This is a genomic window from Eubacterium limosum (genome assembly GCF_000807675.2).
Classification (GTDB): Bacteria; Bacillota; Clostridia; order Eubacteriales; family Eubacteriaceae; genus Eubacterium; species Eubacterium limosum.
Genome location: NZ_CP019962.1, coordinates 301,989 through 321,996 on the forward strand (window position 1 = coordinate 301,989; position 20,008 = coordinate 321,996).

The 20,008-nt window shown below is 50.6% G+C and carries 18 protein-coding genes; 4 read left to right on the plus strand and 14 right to left on the minus strand.

Going from position 1 to position 20,008, the window contains the following annotated elements; all coding sequences use genetic code 11:
• Window positions 1–26: 26 nt before the first annotated feature.
• The 3 genes from B2M23_RS01390 to B2M23_RS01400 form a co-directional block, all read right to left on the minus strand.
• Window positions 27–3,605, minus strand: coding sequence for a SpaA isopeptide-forming pilin-related protein (locus B2M23_RS01390; protein ID WP_081571060.1), 3,579 nt, complete (start codon window positions 3,603–3,605; stop codon window positions 27–29).
• Complete coding sequence (locus B2M23_RS01395) at window positions 3,503–4,894, minus strand: collagen binding domain-containing protein (protein ID WP_038350986.1); 1,392 nt, start codon at window positions 4,892–4,894, stop codon at window positions 3,503–3,505. Before B2M23_RS01395 ends, B2M23_RS01390 begins: the two co-directional genes overlap by 103 nt.
• 179 nt (window positions 4,895–5,073) lie before the next feature.
• Complete coding sequence (locus B2M23_RS01400; protein ID WP_038350987.1) at window positions 5,074–5,730, minus strand: HAD family hydrolase; 657 nt, start codon at window positions 5,728–5,730, stop codon at window positions 5,074–5,076.
• A gap of 264 nt (window positions 5,731–5,994) precedes the next feature.
• On the opposite strand from B2M23_RS01400, the gene B2M23_RS01405 reads away from it, so the two are divergent.
• Window positions 5,995–6,450, plus strand: a complete 456-nt coding sequence (locus B2M23_RS01405; RefSeq protein WP_038350988.1) for a DUF2798 domain-containing protein — start codon at window positions 5,995–5,997, stop codon at window positions 6,448–6,450.
• 94 nt (window positions 6,451–6,544) lie between these two features.
• Entirely contained in the window at window positions 6,545–7,936 is a 1,392-nt protein-coding gene (locus B2M23_RS01410; protein WP_038350989.1) for a hypothetical protein, read from the plus strand.
• Between the two features lie 74 nt (window positions 7,937–8,010).
• Here the strand turns inward: B2M23_RS01410 and glmS are convergent, their stop codons facing one another.
• Both glmS and B2M23_RS01420 read right to left on the minus strand, forming a co-directional pair.
• Window positions 8,011–9,837 carry a glutamine--fructose-6-phosphate transaminase (isomerizing) gene (glmS, locus tag B2M23_RS01415; protein WP_038350990.1) on the minus strand — a complete coding sequence of 609 codons (1,827 nt, stop codon included), beginning with the start codon at window positions 9,835–9,837 and terminating at the stop codon, window positions 8,011–8,013.
• Between the two features lie 371 nt (window positions 9,838–10,208).
• Window positions 10,209–10,748 carry a DUF2284 domain-containing protein gene (locus B2M23_RS01420; protein ID WP_038350991.1) on the minus strand — a complete coding sequence of 180 codons (540 nt, stop codon included), beginning with the start codon at window positions 10,746–10,748 and terminating at the stop codon, window positions 10,209–10,211.
• A gap of 296 nt (window positions 10,749–11,044) precedes the next feature.
• On the opposite strand from B2M23_RS01420, the gene B2M23_RS01425 reads away from it, so the two are divergent.
• Window positions 11,045–12,637 (plus strand): carboxylesterase/lipase family protein, encoded by a 1,593-nt coding sequence (locus B2M23_RS01425; RefSeq protein WP_081571062.1) that lies wholly within the window; start codon window positions 11,045–11,047, stop codon window positions 12,635–12,637.
• 68 nt (window positions 12,638–12,705) lie between these two features.
• Here the strand turns inward: B2M23_RS01425 and B2M23_RS01430 are convergent, their stop codons facing one another.
• The 7 genes from B2M23_RS01430 to B2M23_RS01460 all read right to left on the minus strand — a co-directional run bounded on the left by B2M23_RS01430 (window position 12,706) and on the right by B2M23_RS01460 (window position 16,794).
• Entirely contained in the window at window positions 12,706–13,512 is an 807-nt protein-coding gene (locus B2M23_RS01430; RefSeq protein WP_038350992.1) for a hypothetical protein, read from the minus strand.
• The gene (locus tag B2M23_RS01435) at window positions 13,506–14,204 is read right to left on the minus strand and encodes an ABC transporter ATP-binding protein (protein WP_038350993.1); all 699 of its coding nucleotides are present in this window, start codon (window positions 14,202–14,204) and stop codon (window positions 13,506–13,508) included. Before B2M23_RS01435 ends, B2M23_RS01430 begins: the two co-directional genes overlap by 7 nt.
• Window positions 14,204–14,572 (minus strand): GntR family transcriptional regulator, encoded by a 369-nt coding sequence (locus B2M23_RS01440; RefSeq protein WP_013378808.1) that lies wholly within the window; start codon window positions 14,570–14,572, stop codon window positions 14,204–14,206. Before B2M23_RS01440 ends, B2M23_RS01435 begins: the two co-directional genes overlap by 1 nt.
• A gap of 126 nt (window positions 14,573–14,698) precedes the next feature.
• Window positions 14,699–15,256 carry a YcbK family protein gene (locus B2M23_RS01445; RefSeq protein WP_052237074.1) on the minus strand — a complete coding sequence of 186 codons (558 nt, stop codon included), beginning with the start codon at window positions 15,254–15,256 and terminating at the stop codon, window positions 14,699–14,701.
• A gap of 50 nt (window positions 15,257–15,306) precedes the next feature.
• Window positions 15,307–15,537 (minus strand): DUF2922 domain-containing protein, encoded by a 231-nt coding sequence (locus tag B2M23_RS01450; RefSeq protein ID WP_038350994.1) that lies wholly within the window; start codon window positions 15,535–15,537, stop codon window positions 15,307–15,309.
• Between the two features lie 18 nt (window positions 15,538–15,555).
• A complete protein-coding gene (locus tag B2M23_RS01455; protein WP_038350995.1) occupies window positions 15,556–15,783 on the minus strand; it encodes a DUF1659 domain-containing protein in 228 nt (75 codons plus the stop codon).
• A gap of 120 nt (window positions 15,784–15,903) precedes the next feature.
• Window positions 15,904–16,794 (minus strand): AraC family transcriptional regulator, encoded by an 891-nt coding sequence (locus tag B2M23_RS01460; protein ID WP_038351176.1) that lies wholly within the window; start codon window positions 16,792–16,794, stop codon window positions 15,904–15,906.
• A gap of 144 nt (window positions 16,795–16,938) precedes the next feature.
• On the opposite strand from B2M23_RS01460, the gene B2M23_RS01465 reads away from it, so the two are divergent.
• Window positions 16,939–19,182: an ATP-binding cassette domain-containing protein gene (locus B2M23_RS01465; protein ID WP_038350996.1), complete on the plus strand. Its 2,244-nt coding sequence runs from the start codon at window positions 16,939–16,941 to the stop codon at window positions 19,180–19,182.
• Window positions 19,183–19,197: 15 nt separating this feature from the next.
• Here B2M23_RS01465 and B2M23_RS01470 read toward each other — a convergent pair whose 3' ends face one another.
• Window positions 19,198–19,776 (minus strand): RNA polymerase sigma factor, encoded by a 579-nt coding sequence (locus B2M23_RS01470; protein WP_038350997.1) that lies wholly within the window; start codon window positions 19,774–19,776, stop codon window positions 19,198–19,200.
• Window positions 19,773–19,970 carry a hypothetical protein gene (locus B2M23_RS01475; protein WP_038350998.1) on the minus strand — a complete coding sequence of 66 codons (198 nt, stop codon included), beginning with the start codon at window positions 19,968–19,970 and terminating at the stop codon, window positions 19,773–19,775. The genes B2M23_RS01470 and B2M23_RS01475 overlap by 4 nt, the downstream gene beginning before the upstream one ends.
• Between the last annotated feature and the right edge of the window lie 38 nt (window positions 19,971–20,008).

Consider the following 20,008-nt stretch of genomic DNA (forward strand, 5'->3'; position numbering starts at 1 on the left):
TACCTTCAGCTTTCTTTATTTACTGCTTATCGGTCTGTTTTTCTTTTTATCACAAACGCAGCTGCTCCGACGAGAACTGCCAGCACCGCGAATACACCTGCGGTGCCGCTGCCATCCAGTCCGGTATTAGGTGATAATCCTGAGGGGCTGGAGCCACGGCCAGCGGGTGTCTTAACATGGTACTGGACACGTTCCTTTTTATTGACTGCTTTAATCTGCACAGTCTGAGGTTCACCCTGAGCCTTTGCTGCAATTTCAAAGACAGCCGGAGTCGTATCGATCTCATAACCCTGAGGCGCTTTTGTCTCAATGACTTTATACTGTCCTGGCGCGAGTCCCGTCACATGGATGTATCCCTGTTCATCGGTTGTCAGCTGATCTCTGATGACGCTGCCGCCCTGGTCGATAATCTTAAAGGCTGCTCCCGCCAGCGGCTTTCCACTTTCATCAGTTTTAAAGATTTCCAGCCGTCCGGTATAATCTGTCAGGGTACCCAGATCCAAAGTCTGCACTTTTCCTTCGGCCACTTCAGGAATTTCAAACGAGATCCCCTGTGTATTGACCAGGTAGCCCTCAGGCGCTTCGATTTCCAAAAGGGTGTAGTGTCCTGGGGCGAGACCCGCATACTGGACTTTTCCGTCTTTTCCAGAGGTAATGTCAGCCACTGCCTTATTCTGCTCATCGGTCTTTATGATCCGGAATTTTGCGCCCTCCAGTCCACGGCCCGCTTCGTCCTTTTTGACGAGTTCAATGCCGCCCTGATAGTTCACAAACTGTCCCAGTTCCAGGACTTCAGGCCTGCCTGCCGCGCTGGCATCAATGGTAAAGGCGATGGGTTCGGTATTGAGAATATAACCGTCCTGTGCCTTTATTTCTGTCAGCTCGTATTGTCCTGGCGCCAGACCGCTGTAAACAATTTTTCCGTCTTTGTCCGATAAAAGCGTTGTGATCAGCCTGTTTTGCTCATCAAGCTTCCGGAGTTCAAACTGAACCCCATCAAGACTTCTGCCGGCTTCATTTTCTTTGATCAAAGAAATGCTTCCCTGATAATTGATGAATGTGCCCAGATTTAAGACCTGCGGCCTGCCTTCAGCACTGGTTTCAATATTGAAAGCGATGGGCTCGGTGTTGAGGATATAGCCTTCCAGGGCTTCAACCTCAACCAGTTCGTAGCTGCCCGGCGCTAATCCCCCGTAATGAATTTTCCCATCCTTATCCGACGTGATTGCAGCGATGAGTTTATTCTCCTCATCGGTTTTTCGAAGTTCAAATTTCGCACCGGACAGAGGTTCTCCAGCTTCATTTTGCTTGGTCAGCTCGATGCTGCCCTGATAATTTTGAACCGGATTCAGTACAAGCGGCAGCACTTTTCCATCCTCATTTTTGCTGAGTGTGAAAAGAACCGGCACACGATTCAGAATATAGCCCTCCGGCGCTTTCGTCTCGGTAATACGGTAGTCGCCTTCGGCCAGGCCTTCAATCACCAGAGAGCCATCCTGTCCGGATACCAGCGCTTCATCCTGACGAACCGGCATCCAGGTGCCGTTCTGGTTGATCTCAAGACTGAACACCGCGCCGGCAAGATTGTTTCCTGCTCCGTCCTGCTTAACCAGGGTTACTTTTGTCGGGTCATTTTCGAGAATGACAACATTGTCAGCTGCCGTGGTTTCTGCATTGACGGTGATGGTCTTTCCGTTGAGCAGCTCGTCGGATACAGTGTGTCCCTCTGGCGCCTCTACTTCCTTAAGAACATAACTGCCGTACACCAGCCCCGTAAACTGGATGCGGCCGTTCTGATCGCTGACTACCGGACTTCCCAGCTTAACGCCGTTTTTGTCGTAAAGCTGAAAGATGCCGCCTGCCAGGCCCTTATGGGTGGTGCTGCTGTCCTTTTCCAGTGTGATACTGCCCTTCTTTCCAATGACTGTTCCGCCACTGTCGTTGACATTGACAGCCAGCTCTTCATCGTCGTTGCCCTCGATGACCTGTTCATTGTTGCCTTTGATGGTAACATTATTTGAAACCTTGTTGTTTCCGCCTTCTTCCAGCAACACCTTGGTGCGGTAGGTCATAATATAGGCCCGGTCGATATTGTTCAGCATGCTGACCGTCAGCTCATATTTGCCGGTTTCGGGATTGATGGCATAGTCGGCATGGTAGTCGACCCCCTCGGTCAACACCACGTTGGTATCGAGTGTAAGGTTTCCCTTTTCATCGACCTGTGTTCCGTAGATGGTTAGTGAATCCATATCCACCAGCTGATTATCCGAGGGCTTATCCACAATCACAACATCCGCTAAATCGGATTGACTTGGGTTGACTGTAATGTGCCAGTGCACATAGCCATCATCGTCCTGCTTGCCAGATTTTACTGCCAGCTTTCCGCCATTGTTGACGGAGACTGTCCCGGTGAGGGTGTGCGTATATTTTCCGTTGGTAAAGTTCGCGGTGTTTTTATAGGTTTCGCTCTCCTTGATCACCTGTCCCTCCAGGCTGGTCTGAAACTCGACAATGGCTTTTCCAGTGGCCTGGTCTGGGAAACGCACGGTCAGGACGTTATTGTTCTGGGCCGGTTCTATAATGGTGACAAGCTTATACTCTTCTGCGGAGATCTCCGCGCCCTTTACCGGTTTTCCGTTTGCGTCGATGTTAAACCGGTAAATCTTGACCGAACCAGGCACAAAGACCTGATTGCCGGTGATGGGATCGTTGATTTCAGCCGTGGGGTTTACCTCAAAGTTATTGTAATTGACGCCAACACTCCAGGTGATTCTTTTATTGACGGCATTGTAGCTGCCAGATTTAAAGCCGTTGTACTGAGCGTTTTCATCTGGCTTATACTCTGCATGGTCCTTGCTGCTGTGGCTGTTGCCCTGCTCATCGGTCCAGTTAGATACCGCATCATTATTAAAAATGATGTTGTGGTCCGGGAAAAGGTCATAGGAAGGATAATAATCCGTCTGATATGTTATTATAAGGCTGTCGCTCGTGGGGTCATAGCTTCCAATCAGTGTGATAACAAATTTGTTCGTGTTTTTGTCATAGCTCAACGTATAATCCGTATCTCTTACGAGTGTCTTACCCGACTGAGTTTTGACCACAACGCTGCTCTCATCCAGGGTCAGCCCAATCCCCAGCGTATCGGTCAGTGACCATTTATGCATGGTGTACTGGTTTTTATTGACATTGATGGACCAGCTGATGCGTTTATTTTCCTCATCGGCTTTCACCATTTTCTTGACAACACCCTGCTGCTTGGCCGAACCCTTTGAGCCGGATGTCTGACCAGTACCGATTTCGACGTCGTTGCTGTAAGTTCCGTTTTCGTCAAGAATGCCGGACACCTGTGTTTTGTAGGTCATTTGCACAGCATAATCCACATCGTTTAAAAATACGACTTTAAAACCATCGGCGGTCTTTTCGAGCGTGTAGTCCTGCCCTTCCACCAGCATGCCTGCCGTGGCCGTACTGCCGTCCGCATTAAAGACGATCTTGTTTAGCACTAGGCTGCCGTCGACATAGGCCATACCGTCTCCAAGCTTATCAGTGACCATTGCATGGTTCTGGGGGATTTTGGTTTCATTATAATTGTACTTAATTTCCAACTGAATATCTGGTTGGCCGCATCGTAACCCGTGCTTTTTTTCTCAAGAATTTTTCCATATTTTGCATCAACGGTTGAACTGGTGGTGATATCCTTCAGATCGTCTGCGCTCAGGGTCGCGTTGTTAGTAAATTTAACCGTGCCGCCATTCTGGGGCTTTACACTTTCATTGATTGCGGTTTCGTATACAATCCGGTAAGCCGAATTAATGGGATTTTTAAAGCTGACATTGCCGTTTTCATCGACTGTGTACTCCGATGGATCGACAGGTGTGGGATTGACCGATGTGACATTGCCGTCGAGGTCCACCGCTACTGGATAAACCTTGACACTTTCCAGGCTCAGGCCTGGCGGCAGCGTATCTTTTACGACAACGCCGCCGATACTATCGAGACTTTTGTTGATATCCACATTCCATGTTATTTTTTCCGGGTTCATTGCACGGTCAAACTGTCCATTTTTTTCAATGGCGCTCTGCGCTTTGGGCTTAATGGTCACCACCTGCTCCGGAATATTCTCTTCGTTCGGAAATTTAATGATGGTGTCCCCAGGTCCGTTGATTTTGTTTTTGTCAAAGCTCCCGCTGAAGTTAAGACTCCCACTGATATCGGAGCTTTTGGTAACCTCATCGGTAAAAGTAAGGGTGACCACCCCATCCTTACCCACCAGAGCCTGGCCGTATTTCACGCCATTTTCATCGATCAGATCGATGGTGGTGTTATTTTCAATGATGATATTTTCGGGAAGTTCAAAGCTGTAATAGTCGCCGCCCTGCATCTGATCCCGGACATCCTCTGGAATGGCAAAGCCAATGTCAAATCTTACTTTATCGTCCACGGTTGGCGTTGTAACTTCCTTGCCGTCCTTATCATAATACTTGATCTGTACACCGGTCAGAATAGAGCTCTGTTCATCTGAGTAGCCCAGCTCCTTAAAAATTTCCTTGATATCCCTCGGTGTCTCCGCCTTTGCTGTGGGTGTTGCTGGAGTTGGGGCTGCTGCTGGCTGTTCTGCTGTAGGAACCGGTGCTTCTGCTGCTTCAGGAATTTTAGACGCTTTGTCTTCAGGCGTCTGAGCCGACGGCAGAGCCTCCGGTGTCTGGGGCTCCTCAGCTGTATCTGATGTTGTCTCGTCAGCCTGTGTTTTGGATGATTTTTCCGGCTGCTGAGCGTCTGTTGCCTCTTGCGGATCTGAATGGACAGTATCCGCAGCTTCAGCCATAACCGCCTGAGGCAGCGAAAACTGTAAAACCATGATTAGTGAAATCAGTATACTTGCTAATTTTTTCATTATTAACCTTCCTGTATTGATTATTACTCTTATTGTATGTAACACATATTAATTAGAGTGATATATACCCAGAAAGTTTTAAGTCTTTATTTCGCTTAAAGCATTCTTAAATAAAAACCATTCAAATCGAAAAATATTCATAAAAAAGCTGAGGGCAAGGCGCAACGCGCACCCTACTCTCAGCTTTCTTTTTTTAGTAGCCCAATCCCCTCGTCCAAGGTTTTTAGCTTAGCGTACAGCCGTTCTTCCGTGACACTGTCCGCCGGTACCTTATCTGGTACCATCACCGGCTTCATACCTGCCCGCCAGGCCGCCTCGATCCCGGCTAAAGAGTCTTCAAAAACCATACAGCGTTCCGGCGCTGTCCCCAGCTTCCGGGCGGCCTTTAAATAAATATCTGGCGCGGGCTTGCCGTTCGTGATCTCGTCACCGCCCACGATCTGGTCGGTGAAATAGTGGCCGATCTCAGCGCGCTCCAGGTACATCTTGATCATCGGGCGCTGTGTGGAGGAGGCGATGGTAAACAGGTAGCCCTGCTCTTTTAAAAAGTCCAGCAGCGTGATCAGCCCCGGCTTCAGTGGCACGCCGTTTTCCCGCACATAGTCCTCCATATAATCGAGGTGGAGCTTCATGGCTGCGCCGCAGTCAAAATCGTCCCCGAAGTGCTCCTTCCAGTAGGCATTCACCGCCACCGGATTCATACCGAACAGCTCAAAGATCATGGCTTCTGTAATGGGGTAACCCAGAATTTCGCCTGCCTTTACCCAGCTGGGAATGGATATGGTCTCAGTATCAAACATCAGGCCGTCCATATCAAAAATGATTGCTTCTGTCATGCGTTTTCCCTTCTATTGTAAAATATCCTTCCAAACTCCTACATTATAACGTGAACCCACTGCCAATTCAATTACCTGAGCGCTTTTCCAGCCTTTAAACCGTTGCAGGTTTTTATTCCCAGCTCCTGTCCGCCCGGAATTTGTCCTTGCATTCAAATCTAAAAATTGATAAAATAGCTTTGACAAAAAATGTCGTTTTACCAGTGTCGGACGGTAAAACGGCATTTTTTTGTTTTTAATCTCAATTTGAAAGAAGGATACATCATGCCACAGACAAAGTACGAAGAATTTGTTTTTACCCTCATGACCTCTGGCGTCATGATCTTTATCATGGGCGTCTATAACGTCGCCCTGAACACCGGAGGGCTTAGCGGAGCCGTCTTTCACCACGCGGTGTACGCCTTTCCCTTTGAATGGCTGGTCGGTTTTCTGCTGGCTTTTCTGATTGCCGGAAAAACTGCCAGATATTTTGCTTTTAAAATCGTCCAGCCTGGCGACCGCCCCATTTTTATCATTCTGTGCATCCAGACCTTTACGGTCTGCACTATGGTACCGCTCATGAGTCTGTTCGGCACCATCAAGGCCAGCGGGTTCACCTCTGGGCTTTTATGCGCCTGGCTCCAGACCATTTTTCTAAACTTTATCATGGCCTACCCGCTTCAGATTTTTGTAGCCGGCCCTTTGTGCCGTCGGGTGTTCGGGGTATTGTTCCGGCGTTAGGTAAATTTTTTGATACTTCTCTTTACTTCGCCTAAAAAATGTGTATAATATATTTATAGAGAAAAACATACATTCGATTTGGAGGTGAACATTCATGTGCTCTATACCATCAAAAAAGTCTTTTCGGAAAAAACAATCTATTTCTAAAAAAGAGTGGAATTTAATTAGAAACAGTCAGATTATCGATACTATTATTGAAAATTTCTCTTTTTTAAAGCCCTTTGTAGATCAAGAAAGGAAGATAACTTTAGATACACAAGAGTTTAGAAACTTTGTCAATAGAGATCTATCTGATATTCTTAATATCGCACGAAAAGAGTGGCATTATGTTTCGGGTGAACCTATTTGCTTTTCACCAGATAATTTAGGTGTTTGTCAATTGTGTCACTATTCACAATTAATGGAAGGATATTACATCGAAAATAATTTCACTAATAAAAAACTCCTTATTGGTAGTGAGTGTCTCAAACAATTTTTAGACTCCCCTAAAACTTTTCTTGATGATAAAAATAAGCACAATGATATTCTTGAAAGAATTTTGCAACTAAATAACAATATACCACAACTAAATGATATTTTAAATAACGGAAGACTATATTTAGAATCATTTGATACTTTTATCCCTGAAAATTTAGAAAAAGATTATAATAAATTATATAACGATATAAAAAACACCCGTTCAAAATACATTAAAGACAAAAAAATGTCTTTAAAGACATTTAACTCTCTTAAAAATCTAGTGTGTGAACTTGAAAAGAAAAAAAAGGATATTCAACAGTATGTTAACAAAAATAGATCTAATCCTTTTATTCCGTATGGCGACTATTATCTTAGTTTGAAATCTGACTATAATCTTTTGAAACAAATCAAACGACAAGGACGTGTCACCCGTCAATCACTTCCCCACATTAAAAATATTGATTATATAAAGACGCTTATCCCAATCTTTAACACTGCACTTAAGACATTTCATGCAGAAATTACAGATGTTTCTTCAGCCAACATGGGGACAATAATTTTATATATTGTAAGCAAAAGAAATAAGAACATACATTTCCCAATAAAGTATAAAGAATTCACATCTCTGCACACTGAACAAGTATACCACAACAAGCCACTTTATCGTAACGAAGACGAAGTTCTTGAGGAAATACTAAAATTAGCTTACTGGACCAATACTTTTGTTAGTGATATTATAATAGAAATTTTTAGTTTAACCCATTTAGATTTTGCAGAGCTTTACTATGCGGATACAATGTATCAAGAACTTATTATCAAATTAGATCATAATAAATTTCAAAAGAGTGGATATTATTTAATTAAGTTAGAAGATCTTTTAAAATTTTCTCGTTTAGTTTATTATCCAAAAAGTTTTAAAGCGCACGAAATTATACAAATCATAAAAAACGGCGAACTCAAAACAAAACGGGAAGCAGATACTCTTATTAACGCTCACTCCAAAGGAATATCTCCTTACGCTAAATAAACTAGCTTTTATCAAGCAAAGAGGTACGGTCTGAAACAGACCGTACCTCTTTATTTATTTTCGCAATTTCTTTTCTATTCAACGGTGACGGATTTTGCCAGGTTCTTTGGCTTGTCGACGTCGCAGCCTCTGGCAACGGACAGGTAATAGGCCAGGAGCTGAAGATAAACGACTGTTGGGATCGGGGTGATCTCATCATCCATCTCTGGGATGAAGAAAACCTGATCGACTTCGGGGATAATCTCGTCATGACCTTCCTTGGCAATGGCCATGACGTTGGCGCCACGAGCCTTTACCTCCTTGATGGCATTGAGCATTTTATCAAAGACGTTCTCCTGGGTGCAGACCGCAATGACGACAGTTCCCGCATCAACCAGTGCGATGGGGCCATGCTTCAGCTCACCAGCCGCATAGGCATCGGAATGAATATAAGAAATTTCCTTGGCTTTCAGGGAGCCTTCCAGACAGGTGTAGTAGTCCAGTCCGCGCCCGATAAAATACATATCGTCAATCTTGAAGTGCTCGTAGGCATATTCCTTGATCTTGTCGTGGTCACCCAAGGCTTTTTCAATAAGGGCTGAGGTATCCTTCAGGCCGCTGGTGACGCGCTTCATGGTGGCTTTGTCCACCTGGCCGTTTAACAGGCCGAAATGCAGGGCCAGCAGGGTCATACAGCCAACCTGGGTCACGTAGGCTTTGGTAGAAGCCACAGCGATTTCGGGGCCGGCGTTGGTATACAGCACATCGTCTGCCTCGCGGGCGATGGAGCTGCCTACCACGTTGGTGATGGCCAGGACGCGGGCGCCCTTTTCCTTGGCCAGCCGGATAGCAGCTAAGGTGTCGGCGGTTTCGCCGGACTGGCTGATGACGATGAGCAGGGTGTGCGCATCGACCAGCGGGTCTTTATAACGGTACTCGGAGGCCGGTTCAGTTTCGACGGCCACTCGGGCAAATTTTTCAATCAGGTATTTTCCAACCATTCCAGCGTGATAGGCGGTTCCGCAGGCCACAATCTGGATACGGTTGATACTTTTCATGGTTTCGGCATCAAGGTTGACGTCGTCCAGCACGATTTTATCCGGGAAGCAGCGTCCGGTCAGGGTATCGGCCATAGCCTTTGGCTGTTCATGGATTTCCTTGAGCATAAAATGGTCGTAACCGCCCTTTTCGGCGTCGCCCGGGTCCCAATCCACGTTAAAGATCTGCTTGCCGGCTTCACGGCCGGATTCGTCCAGCACGGTGACGCTGTCACGGGTGAGGATGGCGATCTCGTCATTATCCAGCAGATAAACCTTACGGGTATATTTCAGAATAGCAGGGATGTCGGAGGCGATGTAGTTTTCGCCTTCGCCGAGGCCCACGATCAGTGGACTGTCCTTACGAACGGCGATAATGCGGTCGGGTTCCTCATTGCAGAGGATGCCCAGCGCGTAAGAGCCTTTGATTTTGTCAATGGCCAGGCGCAGAGTTTCAACCATGTCCCCGGTGTACAGGGAATTAAGCAGATGAGCAATGACCTCGGTGTCGGTATCGGACACGAAAAGGTGTCCCTTTTTGATCAGCTCTTCCTTAAGCTCGATGTAGTTTTCAATGATCCCATTGTGGACGACCGCGATGCGGTTGTCGATGCTGCAATGGGGATGGGAGTTGATATCAGAAGGTTCGCCATGGGTCGCCCAGCGGGTATGGCCGATACCTGCTGTACCCGTCAGGGCTCCTTTTTCAAGCTCGTCCTCTAAATTTTTCAGACGGCCCTTACGTTTTTTGACTTTGATCGCATTATCCTTGTCCAGCACTGCGATGCCAGCTGAGTCATAGCCGCGGTACTCTAACTTTGAGAGACCATCAATCAATACTTTCTGGGCCTGGTTCAGGCCAATATAACCAACGATTCCACACATAATAAATGCACCTCATTCAAGTAGATTTTGGTGTCTGCTCTGTGCAGCGGATCACTCCGCTGTTTTAACAGGCCACCTTCCAGGGCATCCGCCGAATTTTCGATACTCCCTGTCCTCGTCAACTCAAATATTACGGGCTCACGTATGAGTTCTGGCGCTTTTGTTCCATTGATGCAAAGCGGTTTGAGCCTTTGTCCTCCTTATAACAGAATTACTTTACATGAACGTACAATGAGGATATTATAACATAATTTCAAATAAAAACAAGTGCGTCTGCCGCCTTTTCTAACCGCTCACGTTTTCATGACCTGCCGGGCATTGTAAAACCGCAAAAAAAGACAGCCTGTGCAGGGCTGTCTTTTCTTAAGTTTTTATTCGTTGTATAAAATAAGGCCGATGATGGTCATGGTTTTTGGCCCATTATTGTAGACCAGACCGGTATCTTTGGTGAGCTGAACCACGTCGATGCCAGACGCCTCCAGCGAGGGCATGGCCTCGTCGGGGAAACGGCAGGGCTCGTCGGTCAGGATGCCGCATTCCGCACAAATGGTGCAGCATCCCGCTGAAAAGACAGTCCCTTCCATATCGGATTTTCGGATAGCGCGGTGCAGCTTCTCCACAGTTTTTTCAAATTCGGCCATAATCTCGTTCATTCGGCGGTAATCCTGCCGGTTTTTAAACCGGTACACCTGCGAAAACAGCAGCCCGTTTGTGTAGCTGTTCACTACCTCACGGTAGTGGTCCAGATCGCCGACGGCCGGCGGGCACATATAATTCTGGCCGTAATGGCCACAGTCATTTTTGGCGCAGGCATCCCTGACGTCCTGGGTGATGTGAATCTGTCCGGGGTCAACGGCCACGGTTTCCTCAAAATCGCAGGCCTCTACCATCGCTCGCAATGCTTCGTTCATAATTTTCCTCTTCCTTTACGCTTCATTTCTGATTTTTCTCTGTTATTGTACCACGTTTTTCTTAAACGTATTCAAAACAATGGACGGCCTTCCCTACAAAGGGCTGAAACATATTGCTAATGGTACTCCATTTTTAAAACGGGAGCACCGGCCTGGGTCAGGCGGCAACCGTTCTTTTTTATTCTTAAGAATTCGTCCTTTTTATGCGGTCAGACCCGCCTTTCAGGTGAAACGATTGAATACGGCTTTCTGTACCGTTATAATAAAGATAAAATAACAATATAATAGGGAGGATTATGATGAAAAAAAGTAAACGATCATTTCTGATTTCATTTTTATTGGCTTTGCTCCTGCTTTTAGCCGTGACTGGCTGCTCGCCTGCAGGCGAAAAGAACACGGACGCTCAGTCTGCCTATGCGACGACCACCCTCGGCCGTGTCCAGGGATTGGAGCAGGACGGCGTGTCTGTTTACAAGGGCATTCCCTATGCAAAACCGCCGGTGGGCGGCCTGCGCTTCCGAGCACCCGAACCAGCAGAGCCCTGGAGCGACACCCTGGACTGTACTGAGTTTGGCTCATCGGCACTCCAGCCCACTGCAGATGATATTCCCACACCAGATGAGGACTGTCTGAACCTGAACGTATGGACCAGCGCCCAGGAGGGCGAAAAACAGCCGGTTTATGTTTTTATCCACGGCGGCGCCTATTTCCAGGGTTCTGGGGCAAAAAGCATGTATGACTGTACAAATTTTGCCAAAGACGGCGTGGTGGGCGTCACCATCAATTACCGGCTGGGCGCTCTTGGTTTTCTGGGGCTTGAGGCTTCAAAAGCTGAGGACGGCACAACAGGCAACTTTGGCACACTGGACCAGATACAGGCTCTTAAATGGGTGAAGGAAAACATCAGTGCCTTTGGCGGTGATCCTGAAAACATCACCGTCGGCGGTGAATCGGCTGGTTCCTTCAGCGTTTCAGCCCTGATCATGAGCCCCCTGGCCAAAGGGCTTTTTAATCAGGCCATTATGGAGAGCGGCTGTATTCTGGACGCTTCGGCAGTCTCGCCCTACACTGGAGGCGACGCGTCTGCGTCTGCCGCTGTCTCCGGTGCTTTTGCCCATAGCTTTGGGGCGGATGATAGTCTGGAGGGGCTTAATCGCCTGCGCCAGATCGACGGCCGCACCCTCACCGCCATGTCCCAATTTAACATGGATATGACTCTGCCCAACGCCCTGAGCTTCTGGCCAGTCAACGACGGCGTGGTGCTGCCCGTCGACCCCCAGAAGGCACTGGCCAACGGGGATTATAACCCGGTTCGCCTGTTAGTCGGAAGCAACAAGGATGAAGGTCTGATTTTTATTCCAGATGGTCTGGAGGCCGGAGATTATGCCGCCTACGCCTACCGTATTCTAGGGTCTGAAGCTGCGGAGCAAGCCCTTGCACGCTGGCCGGTCGACGCCGAACACACAGCCTCTGATAGAGCGCGGCAGCTGCTGACGCTGGCCGGTTTCCGCCTGGGTGCCACCACATTTGCCGACACCCTTAGCCAAAGCGGGCATCCGGTTTACTATTATGAATTTAACTACAGCACCCCGGATAACCCTGCAGCCTACCATGCCTCCGAGCTACCGCTTGTATTCGGCAATGGGCTTGACAGCCTGAAGCTCGACAAGGCCGGAAAACAAACTGCCGTCGACATGCACACCGCCTGGGTAAACTTCATTAAAACCGGCGATCCCAACCAGGGCACTGCCCTTGCATCCGGCGTCGTCTGGGAGCCGTACACCTCCCAGAGTAAGCGCGTCATGGTGATTGACGACCAATGGTCCTCGAACAAGATGTCTCAGACCGACGATCTGGATTTCCTAAGAAAAACCGTGTACGGTAAGTGAGCAAGAACCTAAAACCCCCGGCACGGTCTGAAACAGACCGTGCCGGGGGTTTTAAATTTCAGTCTGGATTATTCCAGGTTGAGTTTATTTTTCAGGATATAGTTCGTCACTGCAAAGTAGATCGCTGACAGTGCCAGGTTACCCAGGGTTCCGATATTCAGCATCCAGTTGACTGCGGTCACAGGGTTCATGTTGTTGAAGAACGCGTTGAGCATACTGGTATCTGAGGTCAGTGCAACGCTGACGGTCATCACTGTAAAGATGATCTGCAGGATGACGTTGATGGCAATGTAGGTTACAAAAGCGCCGATGATCTTATGCTTGCCGAAGAGCTGTCCCACTGAGATGGAGGTATACACTTGAAGAACATTGCAGCAAACGCCAACGATCATCAGAATAAACAGCTCGATCAGAATCAAGACCGCCTGTCCGCCCTCTGGTGAGTTGAAGGCGCGCCCCAGTTCCTGGAAAAACTCGCCCATATACTGCAGGCTGGTGCCGTCGATGGCCAGGATCATAATGGATAGCATAATGACAATACCACACACAAAGGTCCACATCAGGGCAATGACCAGTTTGGAGACAATCTGCTGCCAGGTTGGCACTGGGAGTGTAAACATCAGATAGCCCTCGTCGGTCATCAGGTTTTTATAAAAACGCTGGATGATGACAATAAAGGTCATGACTACCAGAGCAATGATGATACAAACGTAGAGCGCCATACTGATGCCGGTTGTCATGATGAAGCCTGTGGCCTCTGAGTTGATAGACAGGAATATTTTATTAATCAGGGTCATGGCCAGCAGGGCCGCGTAGACGGGCAGCAGCAGGCGGGCCGTTCCCTTGATTTCATATTTCATGAGTTTTCCTAACATTTGAACACCTCTCTAAACAGCTCATCCACGGATTTATGCTGTTTTTCTCTGATTTCATCCACGCTGGCATTCATGACGATGCGTCCCTGGTTGATGAACACCACCTCGTCCAGCACCTTTTCAATATCCGCGATCAGATGGGTCGAGATGACCACGGTCGCGTTTTCGTTATAATTGGTAATGATGGTTCCCAGGATGTAATCCCGCGCGGCCGGGTCGACCCCGCCGATGGGCTCATCCAGGAGATACAGCTCTGCGTCGCGGCTCATGACCAGGATCAGCTGGACCTTTTCCTTGGTCCCCTTGGACATGGTCTTGATGCGGTCCTTGGTGTCGATACCCAGGTCGCTGATCATATTGTAGGCCTTCACGCTGTTAAAATCATCGTAGAAATCATCAAAGAAGGCGATGAGCTGGGTAACGGTCATCCAGTCGCTTAAATAGGTGCGGTCTGGCAGATAGGACACAATCTTCTTGGTCTCGACTGAGGGAGCCATGCCCGCCACCAGGAGTTGTCCGGACGTGGGGGTCAGCAGCCCGGTCGCTGTCTTGATGAGTGTGGTCTTGCCGCTGCCGTTGGGGCCTAAAAGCCCGATGATACGGCCTCTTGGAAGCTGACAGTTCACTTCGGACAAGGCTTCCTTGGTGCCGAATTTCTTTGTCAGGTCAATGCATTCTAAAATTGGGTTCATTATTTTCCCTCCTTATCCTCACGTTCCATCAGTGTGATGATATCCTCTTTCTTAAATCCGAGCTTTTCCATTTTTTCGAGGAAGTTTTCAATTTCCTTGATCGCTAAATTTTCCTTTGTTTCCTGTATCATTTTATTATCCTCCGTTATGAATCTGCCGCTTGTCCGCTGCGCATATACAAGGCCTGTCCGCTCCAGCTCCGAAAGTGCTTTCTGCATGGTGTTCGGATTGACTGAAGCCTCTGCCGCCATTTCTCTGACCGATGGCAATTTATCGCCCGGAGCGAAAAGACCGGAAACGATCCGGAGTTCTATCTGCTCGATGAGCTGTTTGTATACCGGCCGGTCGGAATCAATGATCCATTCCATAATGTCCTCCTTTGTATTACTGTATTGTTGTACTAAGAACTTAATACAATAATACACATATCCAAACGGATTGTCAATACCCTTAAGAAATTCTTCATAAATAAAAAAAGAGCGGCTGAACCGCTCTCAGTTTTCCACATGGATATAGCCGCTGCTGTAATAGGGCAGGATATTGAGTCCCACGCCCTGGGCCAGGGCGGCCAGCTGTCCGACGGGCATGCCCGGACAGTAGAGATCAGCCGCGTGGCCCCGCTTATGGAAGGACCAGGCAACACCGCCCACCTCCTCGTTGCGCGCCGAACACCGCACGCCCGAGGTGATGATGACCGGGCTTCCGCAGGCACAGCGCAGCTCCTCGATCATGGCCAGCAGCTCTGGGTCCATGTCCGCAGGCCAGCCGTCACAATCGCCCGCGCAATCGCACCGGTACTCCTCCATGACAAAATGGGCCGAGGCCATGACCGGCTCAGACTCTGGCATCACAGGGTCTGGCGTTTCCTCCGGGGCCTTTATCGGCGCTTCCGGCATAGCGGCCGGCTCCTCCACGGGTATCTCCGGGGCCGCTGTTGCCGCCGGGGGGGCCGCCACCGGGGGCACCCCTGCGTCCCCCACGATAAAAAGCACGCTCGTCACCACAAAAGTGGCGGCGAGAAGGCCGATAAAGATTATTTTAAATTGCTTCATAATATCCTTTCTATAAAAGAAGGGGAAGGACAGGCCTTCCACTCAATGAATTACTCTGCCGGTACGTCGGTTTTAGTGGTCACCACTTTTACAGCGCCAGTCCAGGCGGTCAGGGCAAAGCCATCGGGCTCGAAGATTCCATCGGTCACAATGGCCTGCCCGCCGGTTTTCACCTCGGCATCGGTAATATCCTCCCGGTAATCCGGGATGGTGATGTTGTGGTTCTTTCCATCTGCTCGGTCAAAGCTCATGACCAAATCTCTGCTTGTTTTTTCTGCCATTTTCTACACTCCTTTCCTTTACACGGTTTCCGTCAATTCTTCGGTCTGGACCTTTTGCCGCTTTTCCATGATGGGCTCCTGCATTGCCGCAATGGCCTTGCTGGTGCTCATGAAAGCCTCGTCGGTGACGTCTGTCTTGACATCTCCATAGGTCTTAGTCTTTTTCATAATCCTGCCGTCCGACTGCTCCCCATAGTTCAGCACGGTCTTCATGTCCACGGCTGTCACGTTTTTCTGAATTGCCATCTCATAACCTCCTTTGGCGTTTTGTCTTACACTTATACAATGGCCGTATCCTTGTTCTTCGTCCCAAAAAAAATTCAAAAAATAAAAAAAGCCGTATCACACGGCCCTTTAAAAAGTTTATCACTTCCGCATTTCACAGCTTCTCACCGGAATATAGATATTGATCTGAGAATCTGGGCACTCGGGGCCCAGGAAGCGGCTGTCGTAAACCTCAAAATCCTCACGATCATCCAGGACCTCGTCGGTGGTCAGGGTCCAGCTGCCCCAGATATAGTCATAGGTCTGGGGCAGAGTGGCAGCGGGGCCGGTGTGGGTGAACACTGCGTACCGTCCGCCGGGCAGGGTCTTGGCGAGCACGCCCTCAGGCAGCTCCAAGAATGGGTTGGTTTCCGCGCCCACAAATTCAATATAAGGGACGCTGCCGTCCGCTTCAAGACATGCTGCTTCCGCTGGAGTCTCGCACACGCCAAAAGACCGCCCGTCCTCAAGGCATGGCACCCCGGCACGCAGACAGTCCCATCTGTCCCAGAGCCTGGGCAATACAGTATCCGGTGCCGTCGTCCTGCCCCGGATACCGGCCAGATGGATTTCTCCCAGCGTCACAAAGCGCGGCTGAAGCGTAATGCCGCAGGCCCGATGGCACAGCTGAATCCTGTCCAGCCGGCGCTCAAAACCGACGTACCGCGCCTCACCCCTTTTCCGGTAGGCATAGGGGCTGAGTCCATAGACGGATTTAAAGGAACGGCTGAAAGCCTCGGACGAGCCAAAGCCGCTTTCCAGGGCAATGTCAAGCACTCGTTTTTCAGTGTTCAGCAGCGCCTCAGCCGTCACTGCCAGGCGGCGCTTCCTGATGTAGCTGCCAATAGTCTCGCCAATGGCAGCATCGAAAATACGGATCAGATGGTAAACCGAATAACCGGATACCTTGGCCAGATCCTTCAGCGTTATTTTTTCATTCAGATGTTTCTCAATATATTCAGCAGTCCGCGTGAGCGGCGCAAGGTAATCCACAGGGCATCCCTCCTCTTTGGGCTCCATTATACCACAGGACATGCCGGCGGGCCCTCCGGTTTCGCAATAATGATCATGAATGGGCGCAGCGCTCCGGTTATAATAGCCTTGTGTGGGCAAACGCCCCGGAAAGGCAGGGTCATCATGACAGACATTATCATTAAGGGAGTGACCGAAAACAACCTGAAAAACATTTCTCTCACGATTCCAAAGGAAAAGATCACCGTATTTGCAGGGGTCTCAGGCTCGGTCAAATCCAGCATTGTCTTTGACACCATCGCGGCTGAGGCGGCGCGGCAGTTAAACGCCACTTTTCCCGCCTTTGTCCAGACGCGGCTGCCCAAGCACCCCAAGCCCCATGCCGAGCTCATCGACCATCTGACCCCCGCGGTCATTGTAGATCAGACGCCACTGGGCGGCAGCGCCCGGTCCACAGTGGGAACCATCAGCGACCTTTACGCGGCTCTCCGGATACTATTCTCCCGGATCGGGGAGCCCTATGCGGGCACAGCGTCCTATTTTTCCTTCAACGATCCCAACGGCATGTGCAAAACCTGCTCGGGCCTCGGAAAAATAACCGACATTAACCTTGCGGAACTCATCGACCCGGACAAGTCCTGGAACGAGGGCTGTGTCCGGGATTCTCTTTACAAGCCTGGCACCTGGTACTGGCGGCAGTACGCCGAATCGGGCCTGTTCGATCTGGATCTGCCTGTGAGGGATTATCCGCCCGAGGTGTACAATCTTCTGGTCTATGGCTCCCGCAGCGGCCAAAGCGCGCCTGAAAATCCAAAGGTTCCGGGCCTGTACCACAAGTACAACAGTACCCTCCTCAACAGGGACATCAGCGGCAAAAGCGGCCACACCCAGAAAAAGGCCGCGCACCTCATCACCGAGACTGAGTGCACTGCCTGCCACGGAAAGCGCCTGAATCCGACAGCCCTGGCCTGCAAAGTGGGCGGTTACTCCATAGCGGATCTCTGTGCCATGGAGCTCACTGAGCTCCGGGCTGTGCTGGCCCGGATCGACAATGCCAGAGTCTCGTTGGTGGTTCAGACTCTGCTCGACGGACTGGACCGGATGATTGACATTGGCCTGCCTTATCTGCACCTTGGCCGGGCGTCCGCCTCATTGTCCGGCGGCGAGGCACAGCGGCTCAAGCTGGTGCGGTATATGGGCAGCCGATTGACAGGCATGACCTATATTTTCGACGAGCCCAGTATCGGCCTGCACCCCCGGGATGTTTACCGTATGAACGCCCTGCTCCGGCAGCTCCGGAACAAGGGCAACACGGTGCTGGTGGTGGAGCACGACCGGGATGTGATCGCCATCGCCGACCATGTGGTGGAGGTGGGGCCTCGGGCTGGCTGCCAGGGCGGGGAGATCGTCTTTTCCGGCAGCTATGACGCTCTGCTTACGTCCGACACCCTGACTGGCCGCGCGCTGCGCCGGGCGCTGCCCATCAAAGCAAATCCCCGGCAGGCCGCAGGGGTGCTGCCCATCCGCGGTGCCTGCCTGCACAATCTGAAAAACATTGACGTAGATATTCCTCTTGGCGTCATGACTGCTGTCACAGGCGTGGCGGGCTCTGGAAAGAGCACCCTCATCACTCAGGTTTTTGCAAAACAGTACGCAGACGACGTGACGCTCATCGATCAGGGACCCATCACCGCCACAAACCGATCCACCCCCGCCTCCTACCTGGGCTTTTTCGACGCGCTCCGAAATCTGATGGCCTGTGAGACCGGCGCAGACAGGGGGCTGTTCAGCTTCAATTCCTCAGGCGCCTGCCCGGCGTGCGCGGGCAGGGGCGTCATCGTCACTGAGCTGGCCTTTATGGACCCAGTCGTCACTGTGTGCGAAGCCTGCGGCGGCGCCCGGTACAGCCCCGAGGCTCTGTCCCGCACCCTCCGCGGGAAGAACATCGTGGAGCTCCTGGCTATGACGGCCGCCGAGGCTCTGGAATTCTTCGACACCCCTAAGATCATCCGTCCTCTCAAACGCCTGCAGCAGGTGGGGCTGTCCTACCTCACGTTGGGCCAGCCCCTGGGCACCCTGTCGGGCGGGGAGCGCCAACGGCTGAAGCTGGCAAAGAAGCTTGGGCAGAAGGGCGGCATCATTGTCATGGATGAACCCACCACAGGCCTGCACCCCTCGGACATCCAGAAGCTCCTGTCCCTCTTTGACACCATCGTGGACAAGGGCGGCACTTTAGTTGTCATCGAGCACAACCTGGACATTGTGAAGCAGGCCGACTGGGTGATCGATATCGGGCCAGACGGCGGCAAACACGGCGGCGAGGTCGTATTTGAGGGCACGCCCGCCGAGATGCTCTGCCGCGCCAGCACCCTGACCGCTGACAGCCTGCGCGCCAGCATGGCCCAATGATCCCTACAGGCTGCCTTACCCAAAGGCCTCCCTCAGACGCTTCAGGGCACGGGCCATGCGGCTGCACACCGTCCCCAGCTTCACCTGCTCCCGGGACGCGATCTCGGCCCAGTCCAGGCCCCGCACATAGTAATCGTCGATGACGCGGCGCTGGGCATCGGTCAGGGTTTCCAGGGCTGCTCGCAGGCGGGCACTCTCCTCTGTCCGCAGGATACGCGCCCCGGGTTCTGGCCCGGGGTCGGCCAGGCTGTCCATGAGGGTGGTATCCTCCCCTGTGGGAACCTCCAGATACAGCTCAGCCTGAGCGGACACCTGGCGGTCCGGCTTGGCCTTTTGCACAAAGGCATAGAACAGCCGCTTTTTGGCATAGGTCTGAAAATAGACGCCGGATTCGGGCGCATAGCTCTTAACCGCCTCCAGGAAAATCAGGCTGCCATCCTGGATACCGTCCTCAAAGCTTTCCCGGTCGTAGACGTAGCGGCTAACCATGGACAAGATCAGCGGCCGGTAGGCCATAAGCAGGCGCATCTTGGCGTCCTGGTCGCCTGCCTTGGCCTGGATGATCCACTCCTCCAGCACTTTGTAATGGTTCATTCGTCATCCTCCCGGATGCTCTTAATGTCAAGCACCAGCTCGGGATAGCGGCTCTGTACACTGTCCATGTATTCGTTAAACTGATCCTCCGCGTCCTCTTCGTCCCTGGCCCAGAAGCCAAGACGGACATTGCATTCCGCCTTTACCAGATATGCACGCCTTCGGCGCACCAAAGGTCTGCCTGTTCCAATCATATTGTTTACCTCCTCAGGAATTACTTTATATAGAAATG

Bases quoted from the DNA above. Each gene is read 5' to 3' on its own strand.
- B2M23_RS01400 (WP_038350987.1), bottom strand. From the start codon at position 5,730: ATGACAGAAGCAATCATTTTTGATATGGACGGCCTGATGTTTGATACT.
- B2M23_RS01465 (WP_038350996.1), top strand. From the start codon at position 16,939: ATGACAGACATTATCATTAAGGGAGTGACCGAAAACAACCTGAAAAAC.
- B2M23_RS01425 (WP_081571062.1), top strand. From the start codon at position 11,045: ATGATGAAAAAAAGTAAACGATCATTTCTGATTTCATTTTTATTGGCT.
- B2M23_RS01440 (WP_013378808.1), bottom strand. From the start codon at position 14,572: ATGGAATGGATCATTGATTCCGACCGGCCGGTATACAAACAGCTCATC.
- B2M23_RS01470 (WP_038350997.1), bottom strand. From the start codon at position 19,776: ATGAACCATTACAAAGTGCTGGAGGAGTGGATCATCCAGGCCAAGGCA.
- B2M23_RS01430 (WP_038350992.1), bottom strand. From the start codon at position 13,512: ATGTTAGGAAAACTCATGAAATATGAAATCAAGGGAACGGCCCGCCTG.
- B2M23_RS01435 (WP_038350993.1), bottom strand. From the start codon at position 14,204: ATGAACCCAATTTTAGAATGCATTGACCTGACAAAGAAATTCGGCACC.
- B2M23_RS01410 (WP_038350989.1), top strand. From the start codon at position 6,545: ATGTGCTCTATACCATCAAAAAAGTCTTTTCGGAAAAAACAATCTATT.
- glmS (WP_038350990.1), bottom strand. From the start codon at position 9,837: ATGTGTGGAATCGTTGGTTATATTGGCCTGAACCAGGCCCAGAAAGTA.
- B2M23_RS01405 (WP_038350988.1), top strand. From the start codon at position 5,995: ATGCCACAGACAAAGTACGAAGAATTTGTTTTTACCCTCATGACCTCT.
- B2M23_RS01475 (WP_038350998.1), bottom strand. From the start codon at position 19,970: ATGATTGGAACAGGCAGACCTTTGGTGCGCCGAAGGCGTGCATATCTG.
- B2M23_RS01455 (WP_038350995.1), bottom strand. From the start codon at position 15,783: ATGGCAATTCAGAAAAACGTGACAGCCGTGGACATGAAGACCGTGCTG.
- B2M23_RS01450 (WP_038350994.1), bottom strand. From the start codon at position 15,537: ATGGCAGAAAAAACAAGCAGAGATTTGGTCATGAGCTTTGACCGAGCA.
- B2M23_RS01420 (WP_038350991.1), bottom strand. From the start codon at position 10,748: ATGAACGAAGCATTGCGAGCGATGGTAGAGGCCTGCGATTTTGAGGAA.
- B2M23_RS01395 (WP_038350986.1), bottom strand. From the start codon at position 4,894: ATGAAAAAATTAGCAAGTATACTGATTTCACTAATCATGGTTTTACAG.
- B2M23_RS01445 (WP_052237074.1), bottom strand. From the start codon at position 15,256: ATGAAGCAATTTAAAATAATCTTTATCGGCCTTCTCGCCGCCACTTTT.